Annotated in this window: 13 protein-coding genes and 1 tRNA gene; 11 read left to right on the forward strand and 3 right to left on the reverse strand. The window is 65.1% G+C overall.

Annotated elements, in window-relative coordinates; genetic code table 11:
• Window positions 1-45: 45 nt before the first annotated feature.
• Entirely contained in the window at window positions 46-1,260 is a 1,215-nt protein-coding gene (locus H4W26_RS10850) for a pyridoxal phosphate-dependent aminotransferase (protein ID WP_192592252.1), read from the reverse strand.
• Between the two features lie 173 nt (window positions 1,261-1,433).
• Between H4W26_RS10850 and H4W26_RS10855 the strand changes: the two genes are divergently transcribed.
• From H4W26_RS10855 to rplL, 7 genes are all read left to right on the forward strand, one after another.
• Window positions 1,434-1,506, forward strand: a tRNA-Trp gene (locus H4W26_RS10855).
• Between the two features lie 38 nt (window positions 1,507-1,544).
• Window positions 1,545-1,892 (forward strand): preprotein translocase subunit SecE, encoded by a 348-nt coding sequence (gene secE / locus H4W26_RS10860; protein WP_192592253.1) that lies wholly within the window; start codon window positions 1,545-1,547, stop codon window positions 1,890-1,892.
• A gap of 96 nt (window positions 1,893-1,988) precedes the next feature.
• A complete protein-coding gene (gene nusG / locus H4W26_RS10865; RefSeq protein WP_192592254.1) occupies window positions 1,989-2,786 on the forward strand; it encodes a transcription termination/antitermination protein NusG in 798 nt (265 codons plus the stop codon).
• 196 nt (window positions 2,787-2,982) lie between these two features.
• The gene (gene rplK / locus H4W26_RS10870) at window positions 2,983-3,414 is read left to right on the forward strand and encodes a 50S ribosomal protein L11 (protein ID WP_192592255.1); all 432 of its coding nucleotides are present in this window, start codon (window positions 2,983-2,985) and stop codon (window positions 3,412-3,414) included.
• A gap of 135 nt (window positions 3,415-3,549) precedes the next feature.
• Window positions 3,550-4,254 carry a 50S ribosomal protein L1 gene (rplA, locus tag H4W26_RS10875; protein WP_192592256.1) on the forward strand — a complete coding sequence of 235 codons (705 nt, stop codon included), beginning with the start codon at window positions 3,550-3,552 and terminating at the stop codon, window positions 4,252-4,254.
• Window positions 4,255-4,741: 487 nt separating this feature from the next.
• A complete protein-coding gene (gene rplJ, locus H4W26_RS10880; RefSeq protein WP_192592257.1) occupies window positions 4,742-5,260 on the forward strand; it encodes a 50S ribosomal protein L10 in 519 nt (172 codons plus the stop codon).
• A 60-nt stretch (window positions 5,261-5,320) separates the two neighbouring features.
• The gene (gene rplL, locus H4W26_RS10885) at window positions 5,321-5,704 is read left to right on the forward strand and encodes a 50S ribosomal protein L7/L12 (protein ID WP_192592258.1); all 384 of its coding nucleotides are present in this window, start codon (window positions 5,321-5,323) and stop codon (window positions 5,702-5,704) included.
• A 119-nt stretch (window positions 5,705-5,823) separates the two neighbouring features.
• Here rplL and H4W26_RS10890 read toward each other — a convergent pair whose 3' ends face one another.
• The gene (locus tag H4W26_RS10890) at window positions 5,824-6,309 is read right to left on the reverse strand and encodes a UbiA prenyltransferase family protein (protein ID WP_192592259.1); all 486 of its coding nucleotides are present in this window, start codon (window positions 6,307-6,309) and stop codon (window positions 5,824-5,826) included.
• Window positions 6,306-7,694, reverse strand: coding sequence for a PspC domain-containing protein (locus H4W26_RS10895; protein ID WP_192592260.1), 1,389 nt, complete (start codon window positions 7,692-7,694; stop codon window positions 6,306-6,308). Before H4W26_RS10895 ends, H4W26_RS10890 begins: the two co-directional genes overlap by 4 nt.
• A 136-nt stretch (window positions 7,695-7,830) precedes the next feature.
• Here H4W26_RS10895 and H4W26_RS10900 point away from each other — a divergent pair, with 136 nt between their 5' ends.
• The 4 genes from H4W26_RS10900 to H4W26_RS10915 all read left to right on the forward strand — a co-directional run bounded on the left by H4W26_RS10900 (window position 7,831) and on the right by H4W26_RS10915 (window position 17,669).
• On the forward strand, window positions 7,831-9,249 hold the full coding sequence (locus H4W26_RS10900; RefSeq protein ID WP_192592261.1) for an ATP-binding protein: 1,419 nt from the start codon (window positions 7,831-7,833) through the stop codon (window positions 9,247-9,249).
• Complete coding sequence (locus tag H4W26_RS10905) at window positions 9,242-9,901, forward strand: LuxR C-terminal-related transcriptional regulator (RefSeq protein WP_192592262.1); 660 nt, start codon at window positions 9,242-9,244, stop codon at window positions 9,899-9,901. Before H4W26_RS10900 ends, H4W26_RS10905 begins: the two co-directional genes overlap by 8 nt.
• A gap of 299 nt (window positions 9,902-10,200) precedes the next feature.
• Window positions 10,201-13,719 carry a DNA-directed RNA polymerase subunit beta gene (gene rpoB / locus H4W26_RS10910; RefSeq protein ID WP_192592263.1) on the forward strand — a complete coding sequence of 1,173 codons (3,519 nt, stop codon included), beginning with the start codon at window positions 10,201-10,203 and terminating at the stop codon, window positions 13,717-13,719.
• Between the two features lie 62 nt (window positions 13,720-13,781).
• Window positions 13,782-17,669 carry a DNA-directed RNA polymerase subunit beta' gene (locus H4W26_RS10915; RefSeq protein WP_192592264.1) on the forward strand — a complete coding sequence of 1,296 codons (3,888 nt, stop codon included), beginning with the start codon at window positions 13,782-13,784 and terminating at the stop codon, window positions 17,667-17,669.
• The last annotated feature ends 276 nt before the right edge of the window (window positions 17,670-17,945 follow it).

Raw genomic sequence — 17,945 nt, forward strand, 5'->3', positions numbered from 1 at the left:
GACACACCCTGTCATGGGGACGGATCTGCTCCACACCGGCCGTGCTCAGGCCATGAGCTCCTGGATGCGGCGCAGACCCTTGTCCAGGTCATCGTCTCCCAGGGCGTAGGACAGGCGCAGGAAGCCGCTGGGCCCGAAGGCCTCACCCGGGACGACGGCGACCTTCGCCTGCTCCAGGATGATCTCCGCCAGCTCAGCGGAGGTCTGCGGCGTGCGACCGCCGATCTCGCGGCCCAGCGCCTCGCGGACGTCCACGTAGGCGTAGAACGCGCCCTCCGGCGTGGGGCAGGAGAACCCCTCGATCGCATTGAGGCCGCTGACGATCGCTCGGCGACGTCGGTCGAAGGCGGCCTTCATCGTCTCGACCGCGTCCAGAGAGCCCTCCACGGCCGCCAGTGCAGCCATCTGCGAGACGTTGGCGACGTTGCTGGTGGCGTGGGACTGCAGATTCGACGCGGCCTTGATGATGTCGGTGGGTCCCACCATCCAGCCCACCCGCCAGCCTGTCATGGCGTAGGTCTTGGCCACTCCGTTGAGCACCACGACCTGATCGGCGAGCTCCGGCAGCGCGGCGATGGAGGTGAACTCGGCCCCGTCGTAGGTCAGGTGCTCATAGATCTCATCGGTGACCACCCACAGTCCCTTCTCAGCGGCCCAGCGGCCGATCTCGCGCACCGCGGCAGCGGAGTAGACCGCGCCGGTGGGGTTGGACGGGGAGACGAAGACGAGCACCTTCGTCCGTTCACTCAGCACGCTCTCGAGCTGGTCCAGGGTGACCTTATAACCCTGCTCGGGTCCGGCGAAGATGTCGACCGGGACGCCGCCGGCAAGCTTGATCGCCTCTGGGTAGGTCGTCCAGAAGGGCGTCGGGACGATGACCTCATCACCCGGATCCAGCAGCGTGGCGAAGGTGTTGTAGACCGCCTGCTTGCCGCCATTGGTGATCAGCACGTTGGCCGGGGTGAGCGCCTCGCCCTGGATGCGGTACCCCGAGTCCCGGGTGGTCTTCTCGGCCACGGCGGCGCGCAGCTCGGGCAGCCCGGCGGCAGGGGAGTAGCGGTGGAAGCGCGGGTTCTGCGCGGCCTCCATGGCTGCGGCGACCACGTAGTCCGGAGTCGGGAAGTCCGGCTCACCCGCGCCGAACCCGATGACATCCTCACCGTCAGCCTTCATGGCCTTGGCCTTGGCGTCGACGGCAAGGGTGGCGGACTCGGCGATCGAGCCGATACGGTCGGAGATGCGGGAGCGCGGGGAAGTCATGTCTGTGGGATCCTTTCGGGATTCATGGACTGCTCCCACAGTACCGGTTTGTCCTGCGCCGGAGAGAGGGCGTAGACTCATTCACCGGTGTCTCAGGCACCTCCGTTCCATCGTGCCCCAAAACCGGCTCCCGGCAGTGGGTGCGATACGGTGGCGGAGGATCCGGAACCCCTAGGGCAGTGGCGCAATTGGTAGCGCAACGGTCTCCAAAACCGTAGGTTGCAGGTTCGAGTCCTGTCTGCCCTGCTAGGCACCCGCCTTAACCGTGAACAGATGGAGTCTTTGTGTCCCAGTCGCCTTCGACGCCAGATCAGGGCTCCACGCCCGCCGGCGGCGAACCGAAGGGCCCGTTCGGGAAAGTGTTGCTGTTCCTCCGTCAGGTGATCGACGAACTCAAGAAGGTCGTCGTCCCGACCCGGCGCGAGCTGGTCAACTACACGACTGTGGTCCTGGTCTTCGTTCTCGTGGTGATCGGAATCGTCACCGGTTTCGACGCCGTCTTCAGTCGCGGAGCCGAGGCGCTCTTCGGCGGCAGCAGCGGAGGAGTGGAGCAGCCGGCAGAGGCACCGGCCGACGGTGGTGGCGCAGGAGACGATGGCGCGGTGGACGACAGTGCTGAAAACGGTGACTGACAACTGACGATGACGTAGCGGCGCATCCAGCGCCTCGCGTCACGGGATCGAGAGCTCGCCGTGTGGTCGGTGAGCACCACGGAAAGCAGGAGAACAGTGTCTGATCAGGATCTTTCGCAGCAGACCGAAGAGGTCGACGCCGCCCAGGACGCCCCTGCCGAGGCAGACGAGCAGACCACAGCCGCTGCCGGCGAGGCAGAGGAGACCATTGAGGTCGAGGCTGAGGGTGAGCAGGCGGCTGACGCCGATGTGCCCGAGGAGGAGAAGTCCTACGAGGAGCGCGCCGCTGCGCTGAAGTCCAAGCTGCGACGTCAGCTCGGCGACTGGTACGTCGTGCACACCTATGCCGGCTACGAGAAGCGTGTGAAGTCCAACCTGGAGACCCGCATCCAGACCCAGGACATGGAGGACCACATCTTCGAGATCGAGGTCCCCATGGAAGAGGTCGTGGAGATCAAGGGAACTCAGCGCAAGGTCGTCACCCGCGTCCGGATTCCCGGCTACGTGATCGTCCGCATGGAGCTCACCGACGCCTCCTGGGGCGTCGTGCGCCACACCCCGGGCGTCACCGGCTTCGTCGGCAACGCCCACGACCCGCACCCGCTGAGCTCCGACGAGGTCTTCGCGATGCTCTCGGACCACCTGCTCGGCAAGCCCGACGCGCCCAAGCACGGCGAGGCCGAGGATGGCTCCGGAGCAGCGGGCGCATCGGACATCAAGGTCGACTTCGAGGTCGGCGAGTCTGTCACCGTCACCGATGGTCCCTTCGCGACGCTCCCGGCCTCCATCTCAGAGATCCACGCAGATTCTCGCCAGCTCGTGGTGCTGGTCTCGATCTTCGAGCGCGAGACTCCCGTGACGCTGAACTTCAACCAGGTCGAAAAGATCTACTGAGGATCAGCTGTACAACTCAAAACTTTCGACGCCGCAGGTGGCTTTGGCCTGTGGCGTCGAACCGGTCATCACGCCATGATGGCCACCCCCCTGCGTCACGCTCCTGTGGCACGGGGACACCAGGTGAGGGCTCTCGCGCCCCCGGCTGCAACGCAGCCCATGCGAGAGCCTGCAACGTAAGAAAAGGACGCTGAACATGGCCCCGAAGAAGAAAGTCTCCGGCCTGATCAAGCTGCAGATCAACGCAGGCGCCGCCAACCCGGCCCCTCCGATTGGTCCTGCACTGGGTCAGCACGGTGTCAACATCATGGAGTTCTGCAAGGCTTACAACGCGGCGACTGAGTCCCAGCGCGGCAACGTGATCCCTGTGGAGATCACGGTCTACGAAGACCGCTCCTTCACCTTCGTCACCAAGACTCCGCCGGCAGCCGAGCTGATCAAGAAGGCAGCAGGCGTGGCCAAGGGCTCGGGCGTGCCGCACACCGAGAAGGTCGGCAAGCTGACCCAGTCGCAGGTCGAAGAGATCGCACAGACCAAGATGGAGGACCTCAACGCGAATGACCTCGCCGGAGCCTCCAAGATCGTCGCCGGCACTGCCCGCTCCATGGGCATCACCGTCGAAGGCTGAACAGGGCACCCGCCCGTAGACAAGACACAGGGCATTCGCTCTGTGGACAGACAATGAGTCCGACCCTTCGTGGGTGGACGGTGGGAAGGGTCGAGCGCGACCCACGTACCACAACTGCTAAGGAGAACAACGCAGATGGCAAAGCGCAGCAAAGCTTATGAAGCAGCAGCTCAGAAGATCAACGAGGACGCGCTGTACTCCCCGGCCGAGGCAGTAGCCCTGGCCAAGGAGACCAACCCGTCCAAGTCGGACGCGACGGTCGAGGTGGCCATGCGCCTCTCGGTCGACCCGCGCAAGGCGGACCAGATGGTCCGCGGCACGGTCATCCTGCCCCACGGCACCGGCAAGACCGCCCGCGTGGTCGTCTTCACCCAGGGTGACAACGTCGCCAAGGCTGAAGAGGCCGGAGCAGACTACGTCGGCGGCGATGAGCTCATCGCCAAGGTCGCCGAAGGCTGGACCGACTTCGACGCCGCCGTCGCCTCCCCCGACATGATGGGCAAGGTCGGACGTCTGGGCAAGGTTCTGGGTCCCCGCAACCTGATGCCGAACCCCAAGACCGGCACCGTGACCCCCGACGTCGCCAAGGCCGTCAACGAGCTCAAGGGCGGCAAGATCACCTTCCGCGTGGACAAGCACTCGAACCTGCACTTCATCGTGGGCAAGAGCAGCTTCGACGCCAAGGCGCTGACCGAGAACTATGCGGCGGCTCTGGAGGAGGTCCTTCGTCTGAAGCCCTCCGCCTCCAAGGGTCGTTATATCAACCGCGTCACCGTGGCCACCACCTTCGGACCCGGCATCCCCGTGGATCCGAACGTCACCAAGGTGATCGCCGACTGATCAGCTGATTGCTCCCCAGGGAGCATCCACCGAAGCAGGCCCTCGTCTTCTCGACGGGGGCTGCTTTCGTCTCCCGGTGCGCTGAGCGGCGGATTCTCCGTGCATCCGGGGCCTTCTCGGGCATGGGATGCCCGGAGAATCCGCCGCTCAACGAGTAGGCGCTGCCGCCGCAGGGACCAGGAATTGCAGGGGGCTGGCCCCGAGTGTAGAGTGACACCTGACCAAAGACCGCCGGTCGTTGTTGTCGTGCGCAGATCATTGGCTGGTCTGCGCGGTCAGCAGGCATCATGTCTGTGAGGCGACGCAACTCTAAAGACCCTTTTGGGCGACCTGCGCAGGACACGAACACGTTCTATCCGAAGAATCGGATCGCTCACGACTGCGATCAGCTCCTTCTCCTAGACCATGCCCCGTGCCTTGCGCAGCGGGGCATTTTTCATGTCCCAGCACAACGGGGTGACCGGCTTACATGATCGGAAGGAGTGCCATGGCGAATCCTGAGAAGGCTGCCGCCGTCGATGAGTTGAAGGAACTCTTCAACAACTCGACTGCCGCAGTGCTCACGGAGTACCGCGGCCTCTCCGTGGGCCAGCTGCAGACTCTGCGCCGGTCCGTGCGAGAGAACGCACACTACGCTGTGGTGAAGAACACGCTCACCGAGATCGCGGCTCGGGAACTCGGCATCGACGCCTTTGAAGGCAAGATGTCCGGCCCCTCCGCCATCGCCTTCGTCCACGGTGACCCCGTGGACGTGGCCAAGTCTCTGCGTGACTTCGCCAAGAGCAATCCTGCGCTCATCGTCAAGGGCGGCTATATGGATGGCGTCGCTCTGGATGAAGCAGGAGTGAAGCAGCTCGCGGACCTTGAGTCCCGCGAGGTTCTGCTCAGCAAGATGGCTGGTGCCCTCATCGGCGTCCAGTCCAAGGCAGCCTCCCTGTTCCAGGCACCGTTGTCCAAGGCCGTTCGCACGGTCGAGGCGCTTCGCGTGCAGCAGGAAGCAGCCTGAGCTCGAGCTCAGCAGTGAACCACAAGCAAGACCCCTCAAACATTTAGAAGGAGCGCCCCCATGGCGAAGATGAGCAACGACGAACTGATCGAACAGTTCAAGGAAATGTCCCTGATCGAGCTCTCCGAGTTCGTCAAGGTCTTCGAGGAGACCTTCGACGTGACCGCAGCCGCTCCCGTGGCAGCAGCAGCAGCCCCAGGAGGCGGCGGCGACGCCGAAGAGGCTGAAGAGCAGACCGAGTTCGACGTGGTCCTTGAGTCCGCCGGCGAGAAGAAGATCGGCGTCATCAAGGAGGTGCGCGGTCTGACTTCCCTCGGTCTCAAGGAGGCAAAGGATCTGGTCGACGGCGCTCCCAAGGCCGTGCTCGAGGGTGTCGACAAGGACACCGCCGAGAAGGCCAAGGAGACCCTGGAAGGCGCAGGCGCCACCGTCACCCTCAAGTGATCGGGGCGGCGACAGCCGCATCCAGGCAGTCTTGACTGCATAGAGAAATCCCCCGGAAGGCTTCTTTCCGGGGGATTTCTCTGTCTGCCGGCACTTCTGGGGTCCGTTGGTGCGTCGCCCTAGATCCTGCTTCCTGGTTTGGGCATGAGTCCGGCTGCCACGAAGGCAAGGCCGGCAAGCCCGCACACTCCCAGAGCGATGATGAGCCAGTCGATGTAGATCCCGAGAACCACGCTTGCCAGCACCCAGAGCGCCAGGGCCACGGCGATCGCAGCAAAGACCGCTCCTCCTACGCGGGGTCCGGAGCTCCGCCGGTACCTTGTGGCATCGGACCCATGGTCGCCGATGGCATCGGCTGGCCTCGACGGTGCGGACAGCGTCTGCTCTGTGGGTGCCGAGTTCAACGCTGCCTCTTGTTCCGCCCGTTCGAACCATCGAGGTCCTCGTTCTGGTTCCTTCCAGATGAAGTCCTTCTCGCTCTGGGCGCGCAGCGACTCGGCCAGCAGCTCATCGACATCCGCCGGTTCTGGCGGCAGCGGCCGCGTGGGGTGGGTGGGCGCGTCCTGCTCAGTGGACTCGCGACGCTCAGGGTGCTCGGCGGTCATCGCTGCTCATCTGCTTCCTGGTCATAGGTGGTGGAGTCATAGATCGTGGTGTTCCCGAATGCCGAGTTGAGATCCAGGTGAATCTCGTTCTCGGAGTCCGCTGGGCCGATCACCAGGTCCTCCCCGGAGATCCCCGACTGTTCCAGGCTGTCGTCCTGGGTGGCGATCTCGAGGTTGCTCAGCGCCTGACCGTTGCTGATGACCACACGCGCGTCGTCAGGGACGATCACGGAGGTGTTCGAGAAGGCCTGATTGACCTGGGCGTCCCAGATCGCTGGGTCCGCGGAACCTTCCAGCGCGGAAAGATCGCTCAGATCCACCGTGGTGTTGGAGAAGGCGCTGCGCACCTGGGTGTCAGACGTCTGGTAATTCCCGAAGGCGTGGTTCGTGCCGCCTGCGAAGCCTGAGACGGTCTGCCCGGCGAAGAGGACCAGCATGACCGCAGTGCTCAAGGCCAGGAGCCCCGGGGTTCCCGGTCGGCCCCGCAGGGCCGCAGTGAAATGGGTCAGCCCCAGGAGCAGCACCAGTCCGGCTGTGGCCACAAGTGCCACCGTGACTCCGGAGAGTCCGAAGCCGCCGGCGAGCCAGGACAGTCCGACGACCATCGGCAGCGCCAGCAGCCCCAGCCCCCAGCTCAGCTGCCGACGTCGACGCCGCTCCGCGCGTTCTCGAGGAGAGTATTCGGACCGTCCCGAAGGCTGCCTCGGGGCCCGAACCGATGCCGGGCCTGGATATGCCGCGTCCTGCTTCAGGGCGGAGTTGCCTGAGCCGGAGGTGTGCCCGGGCGCCGTCGTCGTCACCCGTTCTCTGGGGTACCAGGCCGGCTTCCCATCCGCTCGTGTCGGGGTGGAGTCACCGGCCCCGGCTTTTCCCGTGGAGCCGCCTGGTCCAGCGGAGGAAGAATTCGTGGGGTAGCGCCCTGTATCGGAGTCGCCCGTGGTCGCCGAAGCAGAATCCTTGCGGTGGTTCTTAACGGCCACGTAGACCAGCCAGGCCACGGCACCGAGGATCACGATGTTGAGCAGCACAGCCAAGGGACCTGCGACGCTGATCGGCGTGAACACGTTCAGCGCGCCCAGGACCGTGAGGATCATGCCACCGACGAAGCCTGACGTGTAATTGCCGCGAACCGCTTCCTGCGCGTGGATCCTGCCCTCGCGGTTCGGCACCAGGATCCAGGCGAGTCCATACAGCAGTGCCGCCGGGGAGAAGAAGATGATGAAAGCGACGACGCCGAGCCCACGCACCAGGGCTGCGTCCCATCCGACCTTGGCGGAGATGCCGGCGAAGACTCCACCGACCCATGTCTCCTCCGGGCGAAGCAGCCCAGTGGTGCGCATCCAGTCGAAGAAGCGACGGCCTGTCTCAGGCTTCTGATTGTTCATGCTTCAAGTCTCCTGCGATAGGAACTCTGCCGCTACTGGGGGACACCCTGACTCAACCCTGAAACATCGCCCGCAGCCCCCGATCCTGGGGCTGGATCCATCGAGGTGGAGCAGGTGCCGTGGCAGTATGGGAAATATGGACAGCGCAAGTCAGATGCCCCTGGGGCAGCACCCCAGCCGTGCGCGGCCACCGCTGCTGCGCGCCGCCGGCACCCCCCTGGCAGGGGTCTGCCTCGGACTGTCCCGGCATCTGGGGTTCTCGGTACCTGCAGTCCGCACCGTCATGATCGGGCTGAGCGTTGCCGGCGGCATCGGGCTGCTGCTCTACTGCTGGCTGTGGATCTTCGTGCCGCGTGAGGACGAGCCTCGTCCCGATGCAGCGGCGCGGGGGCTCAGCGGGCCGGCCGTGAACGGCAGCGACGGCGTCGAAGCCGGGGAGCCGACGCGGGCTCCGCGACCCACCGCAGGCATTGATCCGCAGGCAGAGCCGGTCCAATACTGGAACGCTCGTGGCCGCGAAGTCCTCGATGCCCTGACGAGCTCTCCCCAGGTGCTCTTCGGCGGACTCCTCCTGGGTGGTGCAGGTCTGATCGGACTCCAGCTCTTCGGAGCCGATATCAATTGGTGGCTCATCGGTCCGCCCGTGATCCTCGGAGTCGGCGTGCTGCTGGCGTGGTCCCAGGTGGATGCCATCGGTCCACGGTCAGCCGAGGAGCCGGGGTCCGCTCATCGCGAGCGGCCCCGCTCACGTCAGGCCATTCTGTGGCAGTTCTCGGTGGGGGTGCTGCTGGTCATTCTGGCGCTTCTTCTCCTTGCGGGCGGGTTCCTCCCGGCCGCTGACCTGCTGCTGGGCCTGATGGTGGCGGCGATGCTGCTCGCCGGCATCGCGCTGGTGAGCGCGCCCTGGGTGATCCGTCTCTACCGGACCTCCAACACGGAGCGCGCGCGAGCGGCGGCGGAGGCTGAGCGTGCCGACATCGCCGCGCACCTCCACGATTCTGTGCTCCAGACTCTCGCCATGGTTCAGAAGCAGCGGCATGACCCCGCCGCGGTGGAGAAGCTCGCCCGCAGGCAGGAGCGGCAGCTGCGCGGGTGGCTCTACGGACGCGACGCCGCCGAGACCGGGACGCTCAAGGAGCAGCTCAGTGCCACGGTCGCAGAGCTGGAGGAGCTCCACAGCGTGCCGGTGGAGATCGTCGCCGTCGGGGAGTCTCGCCGAACCGATCACCGTGTGTTGGTCGCTGCTGCGCGGGAGGCCATCGTCAATGCGCTCAAGCACGCGGGCCCTGCCTCGGTCTACCTCGAGTCCACTCCTGCCGAGGACGCGGTCTTCATCCGCGATCGCGGCGCAGGGTTCGATCCCTCGGGCATCGGAGCGGATCGGCTCGGCGTGCGGGAATCGATCATCGGGCGGATGAACCGTGCCGGCGGCAGGGCCGACATCCGATCGGGGGACGCCGGCACCGAGGTCCAGCTGTGGATGCCGGTGAGCGCCTCGGCCGGGGCGGACTCCGGCACTGATCCGATGTCGCGACGTGAGGAGACCTATGGGTGAGGCCCCAGCCCTGCGCCGCGTGGTCATCATCGATGACCACGGCATCTTCCGGGCCGGACTCAAGGCCGAGATGGCCGGGAGGGTCGAAGTCGTCGGCGAGGGCCACGATGTGGAGACCGCGATCGCCGTCGTGCGGCGGGAACGCCCCGAGGTCGTGCTGCTCGACGTGCATCTTCCGGGCGGCACCGGTGGGGGAGGCGCCGAGGTGGTCCGCGCCTGCCGCGACCTCCCGGAGGTGAAGTTCCTGGCCATCAGCGTCTCCGACCAGGCGGCGGACGTGGTCTCGGTGATCCGCGCCGGAGCTCGCGGCTACGTCACGAAGACGATCAGCACCGGCGATCTCTCCGATGCGGTGCAGGCGGTGGCCACCGGCGATGCCGTGTTCTCGCCGCGCCTGGCGGGGTTCGTCCTGGACGCCTTTGGCACCGGTGCGGTCGGCGATGTCCGCGATGAGGAGCTGGATCGGCTCTCGGCCCGAGAGGTCGAGGTCATGCGGCTGATCGCACGCGGGTACACCTACCGGGAGATCGCCGCGGAGCTGTTCATCTCGATCAAGACCGTGGAGACCCATGTCTCCAAAGTGCTGCGCAAGCTTCAGCTGTCCTCCCGACATGAGCTCACCCGCTGGGCGGAGCAGCGCCGCATCGTCTGAACCGATGGCGGCATGGGCGCCGTCGGTGTGTCCGATAGCACCTTCACGACGGCGGACTGGTACAGTTACTGCCCAGAAAGCTCGGATTCGCTGTTCACGTCTCCGCAGGCCTTCTCTTCGGCCGAGGCTCAGCCCTCGTGTCCAACGCCCCGGCGGCCTCGTCTTGCCCTGGGTTGCCTTCGTGGTCTATGCTGTATTTTTGCGCATCTTCTCTACATCCGTGCCTTCAAATAGCGGTGGGCAGTTGTTTATATGCGTTATTCCTACGGAAGCTACGAAGGTCTGTGGAAGGATCCCTCTTGGTCGCCTCGAGCACCTCATCGACTCAAACCGCTGCTTCGGCCCGCACTGCTGAATATGCAGGCCGACTCTCATTCGCAAAGATTCACGAACCCCTCGATGTTCCAGAGCTTCTGGCTCTGCAGATCGACTCCTTCGACCGCCTCATCGGCAACGACAGCTGGGCTGCTCGTGTCGAGGAGGCCCGGCAGAAGGGCATCAAGGGCGTTTCCGAAACCTCCGGACTCTCCGACATCTTCGAAGAGATGTCACCGATCGAGGACTTCCAGGGCACCATGTCCCTGAGCTTCTCCGATCCCGAGTTCGCCGACCCCAAGATGCCGGTCGCTGAGTGCAAGGAACGGGACACCACGTATTCCGCTCCGCTGTACGTCAAGGCCGAGTTCATGAACCACAACACCGGCGAGATCAAGCAGCAGACCGTGTTCATGGGCGATTTCCCGCTCATGACCGATCGCGGCACATTCATCATCAACGGCACCGAGCGTGTCGTCGTGTCCCAGCTGGTCCGCTCCCCGGGCGCCTACTTCGAGCGCACCCCGGACAAGACCAGCGACAAGGACATCTTCACGGCCAAGGTCATCCCGTCCCGCGGTGCCTGGTTCGAGCTGGAGATCGACAAGCGCGATCAGGTCGGCGTCCGCCTGGACCGTCGTCGCAAGCAGCCGGTGACCGCACTGCTGAAGGCCCTGGGCTGGACCGAGTCCCGCATCCTGGAAGAGTTCGGCGAGTATGACTCGATCCGCGCCACCATGGAGAAGGACGCCTTCGAGACCCAGGCCGACGCGCTGATCGACATCTACCGCAAGCTGCGTCCGGGCGAGCCGCCGACGGTGGAGGCGGCCGAGTCGCTGCTGCGCGGGCTGTACTTCACCCCGAAGCGCTACGACCTCGCCAAGGTGGGCCGCTACAAGCTCAACCGCAAGCTGGGCGTGGACAAGGCCTTCACCGACGCCGACGCCTCGGTGCTCAACGAGCAGGACATCGTCGCGATGATCCACTACCTCGCAGCGCTGCACGCCGGCAAGGACACCATCAAGGGCATCCGCGATGGTTCCGAGATCGACGTCCACATCACCGTGGACGACATCGACCACTTCGGAAACCGCCGCATCCGTGCGGTGGGCGAGCTCATCGAGAACCAGGTCCGCACGGGCCTGTCCCGCATGGAGCGTGTGGTCCGCGAGCGGATGACGACTCAGGACGTCGAGGCCATCACGCCGCAGACGTTGATCAACATCCGCCCCGTCGTCGCCTCCATCAAGGAGTTCTTCGGCACCTCCCAGCTCTCGCAGTTCATGGATCAGAACAACCCGCTGGCCGGACTGACGCATAAGCGTCGCCTCTCCGCGCTGGGCCCGGGCGGTCTCTCCCGTGATCGCGCCGGCATGGAGGTCCGCGACGTCCACCCCTCGCACTACGGACGCATGTGCCCCATCGAGACCCCGGAAGGCCCGAACATCGGCCTGATCGGCTCGCTGGCCACCTACGGTCGGATCAACAACTTCGGCTTCATCGAGACCCCCTACCGCAAGGTCGTCAAGGGTGTCGTCACCGACCAGATCGATTACCTCACGGCCGATGACGAGCTCGTCTCGCAGATCGCCCAGGCCAACGCGCCGCTGAACGAGGACGGAACCTTCACCGAGGCCACCGTGCTCTGCCGTGGTCGTGCCGACGGAACCGGTGAGCAGGGCGAGCCCGTGCTGACCATTCCCGAAGAGATCGACTACATGGACGTCTCGCCGCGCCAGATGGTGTCAGTGGCCACCGCCCTGATCCCGTTCCTGGAGCACGACGACGCCAACCGCGCCCTGATGGGTGCGAACATGCAGCGTCAGGCCGTGCCCCTGCTGGAGTCCGAGTCCCCGCTGGTCGGCACCGGCATGGAGAAGTTCGCCGCGGTCGACGCCGGAGACTCGGTCACCGCCGAGAAGCCGGGCGTGGTCACCCGTGTCGCAGCTGACATGGTCACCGTGCTCAACGACGACGGCACGCAGATCCACTACCCGATCATGAAGTTCCAGCGCTCGAACCAGGGCAACGCGTACAACCAGCGCGTGCGGGTCTCCGAAGGGGACCGCCTGGAGCGCCAGTCGATCATCGCTGACGGACCCTCCACCGAAGCCGGCGAGCTGGCTCTGGGCAAGAACCTGCTGGTCGCGTTCATGTCCTGGGAAGGCCACAACTTCGAGGATGCGATCATCCTCTCCCAGCGGATGATCCAGGACGATGTGCTCACGTCGATCCACATCGAGGAGCACGAGGTCGATGCTCGCGACACCAAGCTCGGTGCCGAAGAGGTCACTCGTGACATCCCGAACGTCTCCGAGGAGATGCTCGCCCAGCTCGACGAGCGCGGCATCATCCACATCGGTGCCGAGGTCTCCGCAGGAGACATCCTCGTCGGCCGTGTCACGCCCAAGGGTGAGACCGAGCTGACCCCCGAGGAGCGTCTGCTGCGCGCCATCTTCGGCGAGAAGTCCCGCGAAGTGCGCGACACCTCGCTGAAGGTTCCCCACGGCGAGTCTGGCACCGTCATCGGCGTCCGGATCTTCGACGCGGAGGAGGGCGACGATCTTCCCCCCGGTGTGAACCAGCTGGTCCGCGTCTACGTGGCTCAGAAGCGCAAGATCACCGACGGCGACAAGCTCGCCGGCCGCCACGGCAACAAGGGCGTCATCTCCAGGATCCTTCCTGTGGAGGACATGCCCTTCCTGCCCGACGGCACCGCGGTGGACATCGTGCTGAACCCGCTGGGCGTCCCCGGTCGTATGAACATCGGCCAGGTCATGGAGGTCCACCTCGGGTGGGCCGCCAAGCAGGGCTGGAAGATCGAGGGCGAGCCCGAGTGGATCCAGAAGCTGCCGAACCTGCCGCGTGAGACCGGACCGACCAAGGTCTCGACTCCCGTGTTCGACGGCGCGGAGCCTGCTGAGCTGACCGGCATCCTGGAGTCTGTGAACCCGTCGCGCGACGGCGAGCAGCTTGTGGGTGCCAACGGCAAGGCGCAGCTCTTCGACGGTCGCTCCGGTGAGCCGTTCCCTGAGGGCGTGGCCGTCGGGTACATGTACATCCTGAAGCTGCACCACCTTGTCGATGACAAGATCCACGCACGCTCCACCGGACCGTACTCGATGATCACTCAGCAGCCGCTCGGTGGTAAGGCCCAGTTCGGCGGTCAGCGCTTCGGTGAGATGGAGGTCTGGGCGCTCGAAGCCTATGGCTCCGCCTACACCCTGCAGGAGCTGCTGACCATCAAGTCGGATGACATCCACGGCCGTGTGAAGGTCTACGAGGCCATCGTGAAGGGCGAGAACATCCCGGAGCCAGGCGTTCCGGAGTCGTTCAAGGTGCTCATCAAGGAGATGCAGTCGCTCTGCCTCAACGTGGAGGTCCTCTCCGCAGACGGCAGCAAGGTCGAGATGCGTGACTCGGAGGAAACCGGGTTCAGCGCTGCGGAGGAGCTTGGCATTGACCTCTCCCGCGCAGAGCCCAGCTCGGTCGAAGAGGTCTGAGGACCTCACCGATGCACCTTCACTCCGTCACGAATCTTTAGAGAAAAGAGAGATACCGGACTATGTCCCAAGAATCCTCATTCGGCACAATGCGTATCGGGCTTGCCACCGGTGACGAAATCCGTGGTTGGTCCTATGGTGAGGTCAAAAAGCCTGAAACCATCAACTACCGCACCCTGAAGCCCGAGAAGGACGGACTCTTCTGCGAGAAGATCTTCGGCCCCTCCCGGGACTGGGAGTGCTACTGCGGCAAGTACAAGCGGGTCCGCTTCAAGGGCATCATCTGTGAGCGCTGCGGCGTCGAGGTCACTCGCGCCAAGGTGCGCCGCGAGCGGATGGGCCACATCCAGCTCGCCGCACCGGTGACTCACATCTGGTACTTCAAGGGCGTCCCCTCGCGCTTGGGCTACCTGCTCGACCTTGCTCCGAAGGACCTCGAGAAGGTCATCTACTTCGCCGCGTACATGATCACCGAGGTGGATGAAGAGCGCCGCCACGATGATCTGCCCAACCTGCAGGCAGAGATCGACCAGGAGCTCAAGCACCTGGCCGATCAGCGTGACTCCGACATCGCCGCCATCTCCAAGGACCTCGAGGGTGACCTCGAGCGCCTGGAGGGCGAGGGTGCCAAGGCCGCCGAGAAGAAGAAGGCACGCGACACCTCCGATAAGCAGATGTCGCAGGTGCGCAAGCGCGCCGACGCCGAGATCGAGCAGCTCGAGCGGGTCTGGGATCGCTTCAAGAACCTCAAGGTCTCGGACCTGGAAGGTGATGAGGCGCTCTTCCGTGAGATGCGCACTCGCTACGGCCAGTACTTCGAGGGCTCCATGGGCGCTGAGTCGATTCAGCGTCGCCTGGCGACCTTCGACATGGAGGCCGAGGCAGAGCGTCTGCGCGAGATCATCGCCACCGGCAAGGGTCAGCGCAAGACACGCGCCCTGAAGCGGCTGAAGGTGCTCAACGCGTTCCTCTCCACCGGCACCACCCCGCGCGGCATGGTGCTCGACGCCGTCCCGGTGATCCCCCCGGAGATCCGGCCGATGGTGCAGCTGGACGGTGGCCGCTTCGCGACCTCCGACCTCAACGACCTGTACCGTCGCGTCATCAACCGCAACAACCGGCTGAAGCGGCTCCTGGATCTCGGTGCTCCCGAGATCATCGTGAACAACGAGAAGCGCATGCTTCAGGAGTCCGTGGACTCGCTCTTCGACAACGGTCGTCGCGGCCGTCCGGTCACCGGACCGGGCAACCGCCCGCTGAAGTCGCTCTCCGACATGCTCAAGGGCAAGCAGGGCCGGTTCCGCCAGAACCTGCTCGGCAAGCGCGTGGACTACTCCGGCCGTTCGGTCATCGTGGTCGGCCCGCAGCTGAAGCTGCACCAGTGTGGTCTGCCCAAGCAGATGGCCCTGGAGCTGTTCAAGCCCTTCGTGATGAAGCGCCTGGTTGATCTCAACCACGCGCAGAACATCAAGTCGGCCAAGCGCATGGTGGAGCGTCAGCGCCCCCAGGTCTGGGATGTTCTCGAAGAGATCATCACCGAGCACCCGGTGCTGCTGAACCGCGCACCCACCCTGCACCGTCTGGGCATCCAGGCCTTCGAGCCGCAGCTGGTGGAGGGCAAGGCCCTTCAGCTGCACCCGCTGGTCTGCTCGGCGTTCAACGCTGACTTCGACGGCGACCAGATGGCAGTCCACCTGCCGCTCTCACCCGAGGCCCAGGCCGAGGCGCGCATCCTGATGCTCTCCTCGAACAACATCCTGAAGCCCTCGGACGGACGCCCGGTGGCGCTGCCCTCACAGGACATGATCATCGGTCTGCACCACCTGACCACCCAGCGCGAGGACGAGACCGGCGCAGGCCGTTCCTTCTCCTCCGTGGGTGAGGCGCAGATGGCCATGGATCTGCGCGAGCTGCACATCAACGCGCCGGTCAAGATCACCGTGGAGGGCTTCGTGCCCTCCGCAGAGGTCGAAGCTCCCGAGGGCTGGGAGCCGGGCACGCCCGCGACGATCAAGACGACTCTGGGCAAGGTCCTGTTCAACCTGACCCTGCCCGAGGACTACCCCTGGCATGACACGGTCGCCGACAAGGGACAGCTCTCCACGCTGATCAACGATCTCGCGGAGCGCTACCCCAACAACGTCACAGCTCGCACCCTGGACAACCTCAAGGACGCCGGCTTCTACTGGTCCACCCGCTCGGGCGTCACCGTCGCCATCTCCGACGTGACCTCGAACATGGACAAGAAGAAGATCATGGACGTCTACGAGGACCAGGCCGCCAAGGTCCAGTCCCAGTACGACATGGGTCTGATCGGCGACGACGAGCGCCACGCTGAACTGGTCGAGATCTGGACCAAGGCCACCGACGAGGTGGCCGCGGCCATGCAGGCCGGCATGGATGAGCACAACAACATCAACCGGATGGTCACCTCCGGCGCCCGAGGCAACTGGCTTCAGGTCCGGCAGATCGCGGGCATCCGCGGTCTGGTGACCAACCCCAAGGGTGAGATCATCCCGCGTCCGATCAAGTCCTCCTACCGCGAGGGTCTCTCGGTGCTCGAGTACTTCATCGCCACCCACGGTGCCCGCAAGGGCCTGGCGGATACGGCGCTGAAGACCGCGAACTCCGGTTACCTGACCCGTCGTCTGGTGGACGTGTCTCAGGACGTCATCGTGCGCGAGGCAGACTGCGGGACCTCCCGCGGGCTGACCGTGACCATTGCCGTGGCTGATGACAACGGTGAGCTGAAGCTGCACGAAGAGGTCGAGAACTCGGCCTATGCACGCACGCTTGCAGTCGACGTCACTGACGCAGACGGCAAGGTGCTGGCAGAGGGCGGCTCCGACGTCGGAGATGTGCTCATCGATCAGCTGTTCAACGCCGGCATCACCGAGATCAAGATCCGCTCGGTGCTGACCTGCGAGTCAGCCGTGGGCACCTGTACCCTCTGCTACGGACGCTCGCTGGCCACCGGACAGACCGTGGACATCGGCGAGGCAGTGGGCATCATCGCCGCACAGTCCATCGGTGAGCCCGGCACGCAGCTGACCATGCGTACCTTCCACACCGGCGGCATCGCCTCGGCAGACGACATCACCCAGGGCCTGCCCCGTATCCAGGAGCTCTTCGAGGCGCGCACACCCAAGGGTGTCGCTCCCATCGCGGAGGTCGCGGGACGGGTCAGCCTGGATGATTCCGACAAGCAGCTCCGTCTGGTGCTGACTCCGGATGACGGTTCCGAGGAGCATGCCTACCCGATCCTGCGCCGCGCTCGAGTGCTCGTCTCTGACGGTGAGCATGTCGAGGTCGGCCAGCAGCTGGTGGCAGGTGCCGTGGACCCCAAGCAGGTGCTTCGCGTGCTCGGCCCCCGGGCTGCACAGAAGTTCCTCGTCTCCGAGGTCCAGGACGTCTACCAGTCGCAGGGCGTGGGCATCCACGACAAGCACGTGGAGGTCATCGTCCGGCAGATGCTGCGCCGCATCACGGTCATCGACTCCGGCGGCACCTCGCTGCTGCCGGGCGAGCTGACCGACCGGTTCCGCTTCACCGCCGCCAACCGCAAGGCAGTGGCGGAGGGGCAGCAGCCGGCTTCGGGACGTGACGAGCTGATGGGCATCACCAAGGCCTCGCTGGCCACGGATTCCTGGCTCTCGGCGGCCTCCTTCCAGGAGACCACCCGAGTGCTCACCCAGGCAGCCATGGAAGGCAAGTCCGACCCGCTGCTGGGCCTCAAGGAGAACGTGATCATCGGCAAGCTGATCCCGGCCGGCACCGGTCTGGATCGCTACACGCAGTCCTCGGTGGAGCCCACCGAAGAGGCCAAGGCCAATCTGTTCACCGGTCCGAGCCTCTACGGCTCAAGCTTCGACTACGCAGGAGCCGAGGGGGATGGCGAATTCCACGCCATTCCGCTCGACGACTACAACACGGATGTCGACTTCCGCTGAGAAGCCAGTCGCAGACGAGTTCGATGACCGCCCGGTGAACGGGCGTCAGGACTGATCAGCCAGCAGGCCCGGGGGAGCGATGCTCCTCCGGGCCTCTTGCGCTGTCCTGTGACGCCGCGGTGCGCGGCGTCGAGCGCCGGGCGTCGGCAGCCGCGAGGACCGGCACTCGCGCAAGGGGTGGGTTCCTGGTAGTGTTAACCTGATTGTTTCTGATGTGGCAGAGGGACTCGGTCCGGGTTGCGGGGAAGTTGCGCAGCGAATGCCACATTTTTGCAC

The organism is Nesterenkonia halotolerans (assembly GCF_014874065.1).
GTDB lineage: Bacteria > Actinomycetota > Actinomycetes > Actinomycetales > Micrococcaceae > Nesterenkonia > Nesterenkonia halotolerans.